This window comes from Pseudomonadota bacterium, assembly GCA_030859565.1.
In the GTDB taxonomy this organism is placed as follows: domain Bacteria; phylum Pseudomonadota; class Gammaproteobacteria; order JACCXJ01; family JACCXJ01; genus USCg-Taylor.
In genome coordinates, this window is sequence record JALZJW010000115.1 from 1 (window position 1) to 12,436 (window position 12,436).

The window sequence follows — 12,436 nt, forward strand, 5'->3', positions numbered from 1 at the left end:
TCTCGTTGACTTTCTGAGCACGATAGTTACGCTTCTTCATGGCGAGAATACCTCCTGCGTTATGGGTTGCTGGCTATTGCCATCCCATATTCTGAGGATTCTCGCCTCTTTGTTATAGCTGACTACGCGGGCGGGTAATAGGTGACCCCATATATTGATCACTAGGCTTGGCGTATTCTAACGTCGAAGTGCGCGGCGCTTCGTTCGCCACGCGATCAGCAGTTTACGGACCGGCGTGAGCCCCAATCGGTGCTCGCTCACTCGATAGCCGTCATGTTTTATCTCTTCTAGAATCACCAAGAGCAAATTCGCCATCACCAGGGTGTTCAACTGGCGCATGCGATCGAGCGCCGGCACCCGGGCGATGCCATCGGAGAGCAAGCCACGGAGCCGCTCGATGTGGTCGGCAAGCATAGGGCGCAAGCGCCGGGGCGTTAGCGGGCTGGATAGATCGTAGGGATCGATCCCGTGCGCGCTAAGCTCGGCGGCGGGCAGGGCGGCGCGGCCACGGGTGGCGTCGATCCGCAAGTCCTGTAATGACTGGCTCAGATCGACGGCGCTCCCGAGATCCGCGATGCGATCCGGCGTGGCAGGATGATCGTAACCGGCGATGCCGGCGGCGATGCGCCAAAACCCGCCGTAAACCCTGCCGAAGTGCGCCGTGAGGTCCGCGAAGGTGGGGCAGGCGAGAGGGCCGATGTCATGTTCGACGGCGTCGATAGCCGCGAAGATTTTCGGCGCCGCGCTCTCGGCCAGTTCCGCAAGCGCCGTCGCCACCGGATGCGCGGAGCGGCCTCCGGAAAACACCGCTGCGAGTTCCTGCCGCCACCACTGTAGTTTCAAGCGTGCGACCCCCGGATCGGCACACGTCCTCGGGATGGCCGTCAGTTCCTCTTTGAATGCGAACATTACGTGCAGCGGGCTTTGGCGTTCCGCCGGTAAAAAAACGGTGCTGTAGTAATAGTTCGAACCAGGTACCGCCACTCGTTCGCGGCAATGATCGGCGAAATCCACTTCACACGGTCCAAGACTGTAGCCAGTGCACGATGTCGGCGGGCGCATGCGCTTCGCCGTCGGCGCCCCAAGCGGCGGTATCTTCGCTGGGGTCGATATATCCGAAACGGGCAACCAGCGTTTTCATGCCGGCTTTGTGACCGGCCACGATATCGTCCCTCGCATCGCCCGCGAAAGCGCATTGCGCGGCTTTCACGGACAGGAGATCCGCGGCGTGCAGCAAAGGGGCCGGATGCGGTTTGCAATGAGTCGTCGTGTCGCCGCTCACGATACAGCGCGCGCGCGTCGAGAGATCGAGGGCATCGAGTAAGCGATGGGTTAACCAGCCCGGTTTGTTGGTGACCACCCCCCATGGGAGTCCGGCGGTTTCAACGAAGGACAGCACCTCCTCCATGCCCGGGAAGAGAAGTGTTTGTTCGGCCACGCGCTCACCGTATAGCGCCAGAAACCGCGTGCGTAAGCGTTGGAATTCCTGGCTTCTTAAATCGATGCCATCAAAGGCCAAGCCCAGCAGGGCGGGGGTGCCGCCAGAAACCTTCGGCCGGATCGAGTCGAGCGGCAGCCTGGCCAATCCTGCTTCCGCGCGCACTCTGTTAAGGGCCACGGCGAGATCGGGCGCCGTATCGGCCAGAGTCCCATCGAGGTCAAAGAAAACCGCCTGCAGGGCGGACCGCTCATGGAGCAAGCGCGCAGACGATATAGTTGACGGCGAGGTCATCGGTGATCGTAACTTCCCGCGTCAGGGGGTTGTATGCGAATCCTTTGAGATCGGCGAGCGTTAACGCATGCCGTCTCGCCCAGCGTGCCAGCTCCGAGGGGCGGATAAAGCGAGCGTATTGGTGGGTACCCCTCGGCAGCAATCCCATTAGATATTCGGCGCCTATCACCGCCATGAGATAAGCACAGGCGGTGCGGTTGATCGTGGAGAAAAAGACCGGGCCGCCCGGTTTGATAAGGCGCGCGCAGGCTTGAATCACATGTTCCGGTTGCGGCACGTGCTCGAGCAGCTCTAAGCAGGTGACGACATCGTATTCTCCGGCGTGCGCGCGGGCGAATTCTTCCGGGGTCGCGGCCGCGTACTCAACCGCAACCTGGCTCTTGATCCCGTGCAATGTTGCGATTTCAATCGCCGCTTCGCTTGCGTCGATCGCGCTAACCTCCGCCCCTAGCCTGGCCATGGCCTCCGACAGGATGCCGCCCCCGCAACCCACATCCAAGACCTTTTTCCCCGCGAGGGGTGCGCGTTCGTTGATGTAGCGCAAGCGCGTGGGATTGATATCGTGCAGCGTGCGAAGATCGCCGTCGGGGTCCCACCATCGAGACGCCAACGATTCGAACTTTCCCAGTTCCCGCGGATCGATGTTTCGTTCGAGCATTAAAATTAACGGAATGCTTTGCCCGCGTCGTCGCTCATGCTTAGGCGCGGCTGGGTATCATCCAGATTAGGTGCCGAGTCTTCCGCGCGGCGCCCATCGGCCACATCGATGAGCACCACGGTCACGTTGTCGAGAGCACCCCTCTCAAGCGTGAGCTCGACCAAGCTTTGGGCAGCGCTGCTGGCGGAACCTGTCCTAAGCCGGCTGGCGATCTCTTCGTGGGTCAGGTGTCGATAGAGGCCATCGGAGCACAATAGAAAACGATCGCCGGCGCGGGCCTCGATCGTGTCTCGATCGAGATCCAATGCTTCGTGAGTTCCCACGGCGCGAGTCACGATATTCGACAAGGGGTGGTTTGCGGCTTGATCACGGGCAATCAGACCCAACTTCACGTACAGGTCGATCTGCGAATGGTCGGCGGTCAACTGCTTGAGCGCGCCATCGCGTAATAGATACGCGCGGCTATCGCCCGCCCACAGAATCGCGCAACCGGGTCCGAGCGCCAGGAGCGCCACCACCGTGCTTCCCGTGATGCGATGTTTCTCGGCGCCCATCGCAATGAGCTCTTGATTGACCCGTTGCAGGCAGTCGCACACGCGGTCCACGAAAACGCCGAGCGCGGGTGCGGGAGACACGCCGCCGAGGGCGGCGACGATCGACCTGCTCGCCTGGTCTCCCGCCGCGTGTCCTCCCATGCCGTCCGCGACCACCCACAGGCCGGCATGCGGCTTATCGAGATAGGCGTCTTCGTTGATCTTGCGCACTTTCCCGATGTGGGAGCACGCGCTCGAAGTCCAAGCGAGTTTCGTGGGCACAGTGGAATCAGTACCTTAGAACGAACAAACTCATTGTCCCGTGGCAGCAAATACGGCGCTTAATTAAATAAACCAAGCTGCCCTTTCGTTTCGAAATGAACCATGTGATCGGCGGGCTCGCCAAAAGAGCGCCCAAGCCTCAGTTGCCCCGAACTACAAAGCGGCGATTCCTCGCGCCGGATAAACAGCTCCTCGCCGGCGCTGGTCTTGATAAACGTTCCGTTGGTGCTGTAGTCGATCGCGTAAAACTTGCCGCGGCGAAACTCGATGCGCAAGTGCTGCCTCGACACCATCTTATCCTCGACGATCAGATCGCAGGTAGTGCTTCGGCCTATGATCACGAACGGAAGACGGCCGTTTAGTTGGATCTCGCGGTCCTGGTGGCGTAATAAGAGCGAAACCTCGGCGCCGGTCGTGGCAAGGATGTCGGCCGGGATGTCGCACGGACTATGGGTCATCTCATCCTCTTTCCAGATCACTTCGAAGACATCGATGGGATCGCGTACCCCCTTGATCGATACCCGGTCGGCCAAGCGCGTCAGCGAGCGCTTGAGCGGGGTGAGCTGCGTCACCGTACGGCGCGTGGTGAGGGTCTGTTTCGACTTGGCCATAGCCACCATGCGTGCGGCGGTGTTAACGGCACGGCCGAAGATATCGCTGCCGTCACGGATCACCGGTCCATAATTCATTCCTATCCGCAAGGCGCTATCGAGCGTAAGACCTTCGTTGAGCATCACGTTCTTGGCTTCAAAGGAGCGGTGCATCGCGCCGGCGGCGGTCATCGCCGCATCGGGCTTCGGATAGGTGCAGAGGATCTCGTCGCCGATAGTTTTGATCACGCTTCCCTGATACTGCGCCGCGATCGCCGTCAGTAGATCGAGGTATTCGGCGATTTTTAAACGCGCCTCTGTGTCCCCGAGAAAGCGATACAGCTCGCCGCTGCCGCTGATATCAGCGAACATGATGGTAAAAAAAACTTTTGAGGGCCTCATAGGAAACCTCCAAGTAAGCTAAAACTGCTGAAACCCTCCCCAGTGCGTCTAGGATAACAAATCTCGCCGGATTTTGTCGCGACACGGGTTGGATCTATAATCGCAAGCCTGTTGGCGTACCTAGACCCGTGGGCAGGCCGAGCCTCGCCTCGTATTCCCAGCAAGCATTAGAATGAACGCCGCTCCAAGCCCATCTCTTGCAAGAGATGCGAGCCGATCTCCTCGATCGACATGGAGGTCACGTTCAACGACCGAATACGTTCGCTACGGAACAGAGCTTCGGCGTCGGTGATCTCCTTGCGGCATTGGTTGAGCGACGCATAGGCGCTATGCCGGCGGCGCTCGGAGCGGATGCGATGGAGCCGTTCGGGATCGATGGTCAGGCCGTAGAGCCGCGGGCGTATCGGAACCAAGGCCTTGGGGAGGCTTTGCCGCGTTAAATCTTCCTCCGTGAGCGGGTAGTTTGCGGCGCGCACGCCGAATTGCATGGCGAGATAGATGCACGTGGGTGTTTTACCGGCACGCGAGACACCGAGCAAGACGAGATCCGCTTGCGGGTAACGCGCCGTGGACATGCCGTCATCGTGGGTGAGGGCAAAATTCAGCGTGTCCATGCGCACGTCATAGGTGCTGTTATCGGCCATTCCATGGAAACGGCCCTTGGCGTGGCTCGAGGGGCGGCCAAGCTCGGCCTCCAGGGGGCCGATGAAGACGCGAAACAAATCCAATACCAAGGCCCGGCCGCCAGTTAAAAAATCAAGCAGATCCGGGTCGGCCATCGTTGCAAATACCAGCGGACGCGCTCCATCTTGCGCCGCGGCGGTTTCGATCCTCGACAGCGCCGCTCGGGCGGTTTCTTGGTTATCGACGAAGGGCAGTGTGATACGCTTGAAATCGAGACCGTCGAACTGGGTCAAAAGGCTATTGCCGAGGGTCTCGGCGGTGATTCCCGTGCTGTCGGAAACGAAAAATACCGTGCGCCGCATAGAGATCCCAATAGTATCAAAATCGAAACGGTGAGGAGCATAGGGGTGCAACGCTACGTCGTCGGGTTTGCGACGCTGAGCATGGCGGATGTGGCGGACGTCGGGGGAAAAAACGCCTCGCTCGGGGAGATGATCGCCAAGCTTGCAGGAACAGGGGTTCGCGTTCCCTCCGGTTTCGCGACGACCGCAGAGGCTTTCCGGGAGTTCTTGGCCAGCGGCGGGCTCGATGAGCGCATTCGGGCCGCGTTGGGCGCGCTGGACGTGGACGACGTTAGCGCGCTCGCCAAGACTGGCGCCGCTATCCGCCAATGGGTGTTGGAGGCGCCGTTTGCGCAACGCCTGGAACAGGCGATCGGCGCGGCGTATGGGGAATTGCCAGGCGGCACGCCGGTCGCGGTGCGGTCCTCCGCTACGGCGGAAGATCTCCCCGAGGCCTCGTTTGCGGGCCAGCAGGAGACCTATCTCAACGTGCAAGGTCTCGGCAATGTCCTGCATGCCGTCAAGCGCGTATTCGCCTCCTTGTATAACGACCGCGCGATCGCCTACCGGGCGCATCATGGGTTCGCTCACCATCAAGTAGCGCTCTCGGCCGGGATCCAAATAATGGTGCGCAGTGATCTCGGGGCCAGCGGAGTGATTTTTACGCTGGATACCGAGTCGGGATTTCGCGACGTCGTTTTGATCACCGCGGTCTATGGTCTGGGCGAGACGCTGGTGCAGGGCGCGGTGAACCCGGATGAGTTCTACGTCTACAAACCGGGACTCAAAGCGGGCCGGCCCGCTATTCTCCGGCGCAACCTCGGGGATAAAGCCGTCAAGATGGTCTTGGGAGAAGGTGAACCGACGCGCATCGTGGAAGTTGCCGCAGCGGAACGCCGCCGCTTCGCGTTGAGCGATGCGGAGATCCATGAGCTGGCCCGCTACGCCCTGGGGATCGAAGCGCATTACGGTTGCCCGATGGATATCGAATGGGCCAAAGATGGCAGCGATGGCTGCTTGTATATCCTTCAGGCACGCCCGGAAACGGTGAAAAGCCGGGGTCCCGCGCAAACGCTGGAACGGTATTCCCTGAAGGAGAGAGCGGCGGTGCTGGTGAGCGGCCGGAGCATCGGGCAACGTATCGGTGCGGGCCGCGCCCGCATCGTCGCCGGCGTCGAGGACATGCCACGCTTTCAGGCCGGCGAGGTGCTGGTCGCGGACATGACCGATCCCGATTGGGAACCCGTCATGAAGCGGGCCGCGGCGATCGTCACTAACCGCGGCGGGCGGACCTGTCACGCCGCGATCGTCGCCCGCGAGTTGGGTGTGCCGGCCGTGGTCGGGACCAACAATGCGACCGAGTGCATCGGCGAGGGACGCGAGGTGACGGTCTCTTGCGCGGAGGGGGAGGAGGGGTTCGTCTACGACGGCAGGCTTGCGTTCGAGCGCAGTGTGGTCAATCTCGAGACGATGCCGGCGCTGCCGGTAAACATCATGATGAATGTCGCCAATCCTGACCGGGCCTTCGAGTTCGCTGCGATCCCGAATCAGGGGATCGGGCTCGCGCGGCTGGAATTTATCATCAATCGCATGATCGGCATCCATCCGCAGGCATTGCTCCAATTCGACCGCATGCCTCGCCCGCTGCAGGAGAGAATCAGCGTGCGCACGCAGGCTTACCCGGACCCGGTCAGCTTTTTCGTGGACAAGCTGGCCGAAGGCATCGCCATGCTGGCGGCTGCGTTTGCCCCGAAACCGGTCATCGTTCGGCTTTCGGACTTTAAGTCCAACGAATACCGTAATCTTTTAGGGGGCGAGCATTTCGAGCCGGCGGAAGAGAATCCCATGCTCGGATTCAGGGGGGCTTCGCGCTATATCGCCGAGAGCTTCCGCGACTGCTTCGAGCTTGAATGCGCCGCCCTGCGCAAGGTGCGCGCGGAGATGGGGCTGACTAACGTCGAGGCGATGGTGCCGTTCGTGCGCACGCTCGAGGAGGCGCGCTCGGTCACGGAGCTCCTAAAACAGCACGGCCTCGAGCGCGGCGGCGAGGGGTTGCGCGTCATCATGATGTGTGAGCTCCCGTCCAACTGCCTGCTGGCCGCGGAGTTCTTGGAGTATTTCGATGGCTTCTCGATCGGATCGAACGACCTCACCCAACTGACCCTCGGCGTCGACCGCGACTCGGGGCTGGTCGCCGCTGCCTTCGATGAACGCAATCCCGCGGTCAAGGCCTTGCTTTCCATGGCCATCAAAGCCTGCCGCGACGCCGGTAAGTATATCGGGATCTGCGGCCAAGGCCCTTCCGATCACCCCGATTTCGCCCGCTGGTTGGTCAATCAGGAAATCGAGAGCATTTCGCTCAACCCCGACACCGTGGTCGAGACCTGGCTCGATCTCGCCCGCGAGCAGCCCCCGGTCAAGGAGTAACATAGGGGTCGCGAAACCGGTCTTCACGTCGTCTGATGATGGCGGAGAATCGTCACGCACTCACATCAGGTCCGGCAGTTGCTCGCGGTCCAGCAGCAGCTTGAGTGACCTGGCTTGACCGGGTGTCCTCTCGATGAACCCCAGCCTCTCCAAGCTCAGGACCATCTGATGTACTGCGGGAGGCGAAACCCTGAAAAAACTCTGCATATCTGCCTCGGACGGCGAACGCCCGTGGATCTTCGTGTAATAGTAGATGAACGCGAGGTATTGTCCTTGCTTTACGGTATAGCGTGCTTGCGTCGGGCAGCGTCCTCCCGAAGCAATGTCTTGAGGAGCGCCGCGCTTTCTTGCGCCGTCCGACTCCATGGCTAGCTTGGACCTCCCGTTCGAAAGAGATTTCTGACCCAGTTCGGGCAACGCTGTTGGATGAACTCATCCATTGCTTCGGCGAAGGCCAGACCTTGGCCTCGCTCCCGCCACTCACGCAGCAGATCGCCAGCACATTCGGCCGGAATGTCAACAGACCATTCCCTGAATTCCGACTTCGACTCATGCTCGTAGCGGTAGATTCCCAGAATCAGCCCCATGCAATGGGTCATCTCTTCCCCGGGCATACCCAGCTCATGGTACCGCCCTCGTCTGGTCTAAAAAGGGCTGAAGTCTCTCCTCCATGATTTCAACCGCGGCCTCATCAGGCGAGGTGTAACCATTGCGAGAACTGCCCGCCCGGTCCCAACAATCCTGTACGTCTATCGAGTCGAGAACGAAGAAGACTTCATCGGCCGTCTCATGTAGGTCGATCTCACTCAACACGTCCCTCGCCTCGGCAAGTACCGCTTCTTGTAGCTTGCCCCCTTTTCCGCTTAATCGCTTGATCACTTCGAGGGCCTGTTCTGCGGTCAGTTTCTTGATCACATCTTGCGTACGAAATCGAATCGTATGTCGTGGCGCCCGAACGCCGGCGCTAGCCACGTTATGGTGCCCATTCAGTTCGCGCCTCCGCAACCAATGCATCCCACCCGTCAGGAGGATTACCACGATCCAGCATTTTCTGGAACACGGCATACGGATCTGACTTGCTGCCGCTGGACCGCGGCGTTTGTTCGTCATTGACCAAAGCGAATACGATTACCTTGACCTTCGAGTCGTAACGAAAGAAAAGGCGAAAGCGGCGCCCGATTTTCGCGCGACGCCAATGACGATACGCTGGTCCCATCGTTTTGCCCTGCCGGTATTCCTCGCGCGACGGATCGCCGGGAACCGTCTCCAGGATCAAATGGCTGAGGGAACGGAACAGCTCGACGTTGGCATTGGCTTCGAATCCTGATGGATCGGCTGATTCGGCCCGATCCGCGGCTGCCTTCAGCTTGCGCAGTTGCTCGACCAGACATTCGTGGAAGAGCAGCGTCCAACCGTGCCGTAGCATTACAGCGCTACATGGCCGACGATCTCCTCTGAGAGATCAGCAGAGCGGTGAAGGTTGTCCACCATTGTTCGCGCCAGATCTTCTGGCAGCGTTGTCATGTTCTTGCCGGCCCGGATGTCCTTTTCCAGCAGGGCCAGGAAGGCAGCGATGACAGGGTCTTCGTGCCTTTCGTCGTCGACTCGCGTGACAACCACCTCGGAGCCGCGCAACTCGAAGGCCACCTTGCCGCCGACACCGATCCCCAGTGCCTGACGGATAGGCTTCGGCAGGGTGATCTGCCCTTTCGAGGTAACAGTGGCAACTTCATGGATATGGGACATGGTGGACTCCGCAATCTGGCTTCAACTATGGTAAGGAATATTCCTTACTACGTCAACGAATTCGCATGCGCACAATGCCTCCCCCAAGTGGTGCCCTCGAACACCGCCAGCGACGTTTATCGCTTGCTCCACCACCAATACCTTGCTCGTGAACGTGCCCGACTGACCCTCGGCGTTTCGTTCACCCCTGGCTCCTGTCCTGGCGCGGCGCCGAACACGGGCTCGGGGAATTGATCGATCTATTTCCCGACAGCGAAACCTTCACCCTATTTTTATAACCGTGCGCCGTGCGCCACACATCTGTCCGGTCATCCGGTGCATGTCTCCATTCTGGATCGGATTCCTGGTCTGCGCCGCCATTACACCATGGCCTATCCGCTCTTCCCGATTGGCCTGGCGAGCCTGCGGGTGCCGCGCCAACGCTTCGACTTGGTCATCTCCCTGGAAGATGGGCCCGTCAAGGCATCCGTCTGCCGCCGGACCTGTCCCACCTCTGTTACTGCCACTCCCCCATGCGGTATGCCTGGACGATGACCGAAACCTATGCGCGCGGCATGCCCGCCCCCCTGCGGATTCCTTTCCGCCTATCCATGGCCCTGATGCGCCGCTGGGATCGGACCACGATCGATGCGCCCGGCTAACGAAATGCGTGTAACCGGTGCACAACCAGAAAGCGCAGAGCAGTTGTTCGTTCGTCCGCGTTTACGCGCGGGTTAGCTGTCCCCGAAATTCCCGTCCCCACCAAAGAGATCCCCTTGAACACCCCGCTCAGCTTCGCGTCCTGCACGGTCTCGGGCATGGTCCGATGGTTCTACCTCTATTTCTTGTTGGTCCAGGAAAGCTTCCGGACTCGCAGTGCTTGATGCTTCTTCGAACACTCGCGCGACTCTGTCTAGCCCATAGACTGGCGCCTCCCGGATGCCAAGGCGATGGCTATCCTCCCCTCGCTTCCAGAACTCCACGATCTCGATGTTTCTCCGTCGTGGTTCCATGAACAGAGAAAAGTCTAATGTGTATGCTTCGTAGCGCCCGCTTCGCCCCGACGCCGCAGAGGTGTCGGGTTCGACGACATGGATTAGCTTGAAGTCCATAAGCTGGTGGATCAGCCCATGTTCTCTTGGTTGCTGCTGGGCTTCGTCCTGCGAGATGAGGAATGCGGTCTTACGCTTCTCTCTGAGGCAAAAAGCTAGGAGATCGACGAGAACACGGTCAAGCCTCGCGGCGTCGACACCCGCATCATCACGAAGATTCTTCAGCTTGGTTTGGTAAACCAACCGCCCGCCTCCCTTGTATATGTCCCTCGGGGTCAGCCACTTTGCTTGCTCCTTTGACAGCGCAGCTTCCACGGCATTGACGAAGATGTTCAGGAAATCGCGGGGTACACCACCCGACGCAACCGTCAGCGCCTGAAGGGCGTCAGCATTGAAATAAACCGATATATCTGGGATACTGGCACGATCGCCCATTGTTCGGAGCATCTGCAGCAGGTACTGCTCTGTGGCGTTCAGGTCCTCCAGGGTTCGGTCGAGGTTGATCTCCTCTACATCTTGCCCCAACTCGACGCCGACGGTCTGTGGTCGGTTCCGGAGCAGGGTAGTTCGATGTCGAACGGTGGCAACCTTCAGGTAGATGTCTGTGTCCCGTAGCAATCGATGGAGGTAGTCCAAAACGTCGGGGTGCCACTCTCTGGCGATGAGATAAAAGTCGTCTATCAGGACGCAACCCCTATTTGCTCGGGATGCGATCAGAGCACTAATGATGGCGTTTTTGTAGTCCCTTAAGTGTCTTTCTAGGGTGTCAATCTTCCTCTCCTTGAACTTCGACGAGCGGCTTTGTGCATGGTCGGTTGTGGGGCCAAGTCCGGCCTGTCCCAAAGCTTCTGCCTGTATAGTCACACTGGTTGTATCCGACGAGCGATGCTGCCGGTCTTCCAAGACTTCTGACTCGTCGGCAACATCCAGCAGTCTACGCAGTTCTCTGGCCGCTGCACGAGTGGGGACCGGTCTCCTGAAAAGCTTTTTTAGGGCTGCCCAGGGCGCTGGTATGGATTCGAGGATCTCAACAAGTAACCGGATTAGTATGTCCGGATACGTGAGCTTCTTGAACTCGTCGGCGAGAACGTAGATGGGAAGGATACCGTCGGCCACTGTGCTGTTAAGGTAGTGCACTAGTAGGCAGGACTTCCCCGATCCGCGACGCCCGAAGATTACCTGGTGCTGGGCAGCGGCGATGCGCTCAAGACTTCCACCAAGATCAACATACAACGGACGCTGGTTTCGGCGAACGCGAAAGCTATCCTTGATCAAATTCGTCAGCTTATTGATGCACGGATCGCTCAGCGGCATGGCACTGTCTCTGTAATAAAAAGGCTAAAAGTTGATTAGATTGAATGAACAAAATGGGATCTTACTCGATATATCTCTCGGGGAAGGGAATAGGGAAGGGAATAGGAATTTCAAACGCACCTTTTTCCGATAGATATGTTCTCAAAAATACACGACATGGTCGCATTAAGCGAAACCCCGTGTATAGAATTCTCTGAGCTTCATTGTTTTCGCGTGGATTTAACACGCAGTTGTGATCGAGAAGGCCCAGAACAATTATTCTGCGTATGTACCCGATTTGCCGGGCTGTGTTGCCACTGGCGCAACTATTGATGAGGTTGAGGCCCAGATTCGTGAGGCTATCGAATTTCATCTTGACGGCCTGCGCGAGATGGAGCACAAATCCCACAGCCTTCGAGTCGCGTCGAGTACGTCGAAGTAGCGGCATAATATTACGCTCCAGCCGACTCCCGAAATCAGCGCGCTTTCTTCAAGCTGCGCGCGTACACGCGTACGCGTTTACCGCGATAATTAGATTTTCACTCAGCCAATGTTATACAGAATGACTTCGACAAATCTGCAAGTCCCTTCTCCCTCAGGGAGAAAGCCAGGGCCAGGGAATGGCCCTGCTTGGCGCGCCGAGGATGCAAGGTTAGCTGAATAACCGCCCGTGACGGAAGGCGTTTGGAAGAAACACGGTGGGCGGATTTGCGGTAAGGTGGGAAGACCGCGCCGCCGAAGACCGAAGCGTCAATGGTGTGATCGCATCCGTGGGTT

Annotated in this window: 14 protein-coding genes and 1 pseudogene; 2 read left to right on the forward strand and 13 right to left on the reverse strand. The window is 59.1% G+C overall.

Going from position 1 to position 12,436, the window contains the following annotated elements; genetic code table 11:
* Window positions 1–177: 177 nt before the first annotated feature.
* The 6 genes from M3436_15340 to M3436_15365 form a co-directional block, all read right to left on the reverse strand.
* Entirely contained in the window at window positions 178–1,014 is an 837-nt protein-coding gene (locus M3436_15340; GenBank protein MDQ3565433.1) for a squalene/phytoene synthase family protein, read from the reverse strand.
* A 1-nt stretch (window position 1,015) separates the two neighbouring features.
* Complete coding sequence (locus M3436_15345) at window positions 1,016–1,699, reverse strand: HAD-IA family hydrolase (protein MDQ3565434.1); 684 nt, start codon at window positions 1,697–1,699, stop codon at window positions 1,016–1,018.
* A complete protein-coding gene (ubiG, locus tag M3436_15350) occupies window positions 1,689–2,390 on the reverse strand; it encodes a bifunctional 2-polyprenyl-6-hydroxyphenol methylase/3-demethylubiquinol 3-O-methyltransferase UbiG (GenBank protein ID MDQ3565435.1) in 702 nt (233 codons plus the stop codon). Before ubiG ends, M3436_15345 begins: the two co-directional genes overlap by 11 nt.
* A 5-nt stretch (window positions 2,391–2,395) precedes the next feature.
* Window positions 2,396–3,205 (reverse strand): protein phosphatase 2C domain-containing protein, encoded by an 810-nt coding sequence (locus tag M3436_15355; protein MDQ3565436.1) that lies wholly within the window; start codon window positions 3,203–3,205, stop codon window positions 2,396–2,398.
* Window positions 3,206–3,264: 59 nt separating this feature from the next.
* Entirely contained in the window at window positions 3,265–4,197 is a 933-nt protein-coding gene (locus M3436_15360) for an adenylate/guanylate cyclase domain-containing protein (GenBank protein MDQ3565437.1), read from the reverse strand.
* A 167-nt stretch (window positions 4,198–4,364) separates the two neighbouring features.
* Window positions 4,365–5,183: a kinase/pyrophosphorylase gene (locus tag M3436_15365; protein ID MDQ3565438.1), complete on the reverse strand. Its 819-nt coding sequence runs from the start codon at window positions 5,181–5,183 to the stop codon at window positions 4,365–4,367.
* A gap of 81 nt (window positions 5,184–5,264) precedes the next feature.
* Between M3436_15365 and ppsA the strand changes: the two genes are divergently transcribed.
* Window positions 5,265–7,589 carry a phosphoenolpyruvate synthase gene (gene ppsA, locus M3436_15370; GenBank protein MDQ3565439.1) on the forward strand — a complete coding sequence of 775 codons (2,325 nt, stop codon included), beginning with the start codon at window positions 5,265–5,267 and terminating at the stop codon, window positions 7,587–7,589.
* A 60-nt stretch (window positions 7,590–7,649) separates the two neighbouring features.
* Here the strand turns inward: ppsA and M3436_15375 are convergent, their stop codons facing one another.
* From M3436_15375 to M3436_15400, 6 genes are all read right to left on the reverse strand, one after another.
* Window positions 7,650–7,913, reverse strand: a complete 264-nt coding sequence (locus M3436_15375) for a MarR family transcriptional regulator (protein ID MDQ3565440.1) — start codon at window positions 7,911–7,913, stop codon at window positions 7,650–7,652.
* Window positions 7,914–7,957: 44 nt separating this feature from the next.
* The gene (locus M3436_15380) at window positions 7,958–8,203 is read right to left on the reverse strand and encodes a hypothetical protein (protein ID MDQ3565441.1); all 246 of its coding nucleotides are present in this window, start codon (window positions 8,201–8,203) and stop codon (window positions 7,958–7,960) included.
* A 7-nt stretch (window positions 8,204–8,210) separates the two neighbouring features.
* Window positions 8,211–8,504 (reverse strand): hypothetical protein, encoded by a 294-nt coding sequence (locus M3436_15385; GenBank protein ID MDQ3565442.1) that lies wholly within the window; start codon window positions 8,502–8,504, stop codon window positions 8,211–8,213.
* Window positions 8,505–8,562: 58 nt separating this feature from the next.
* Window positions 8,563–9,015 carry a type II toxin-antitoxin system YhaV family toxin gene (locus M3436_15390; GenBank protein ID MDQ3565443.1) on the reverse strand — a complete coding sequence of 151 codons (453 nt, stop codon included), beginning with the start codon at window positions 9,013–9,015 and terminating at the stop codon, window positions 8,563–8,565.
* Window positions 9,015–9,335 (reverse strand): type II toxin-antitoxin system PrlF family antitoxin, encoded by a 321-nt coding sequence (locus tag M3436_15395; GenBank protein MDQ3565444.1) that lies wholly within the window; start codon window positions 9,333–9,335, stop codon window positions 9,015–9,017. Before M3436_15395 ends, M3436_15390 begins: the two co-directional genes overlap by 1 nt.
* Before the next feature lie 713 nt (window positions 9,336–10,048).
* Complete coding sequence (locus M3436_15400) at window positions 10,049–11,680, reverse strand: hypothetical protein (GenBank protein MDQ3565445.1); 1,632 nt, start codon at window positions 11,678–11,680, stop codon at window positions 10,049–10,051.
* Window positions 11,681–11,912: 232 nt separating this feature from the next.
* On the opposite strand from M3436_15400, the pseudogene M3436_15405 reads away from it, so the two are divergent.
* Window positions 11,913–12,109: pseudogene (locus M3436_15405) on the forward strand (type II toxin-antitoxin system HicB family antitoxin).
* Between the two features lie 89 nt (window positions 12,110–12,198).
* On the opposite strand, the gene M3436_15410 reads toward M3436_15405, so the two are convergent.
* The coding region (locus M3436_15410; protein ID MDQ3565446.1) for a hypothetical protein at window positions 12,199–12,436 on the reverse strand (238 nt) is incomplete at its 5' end.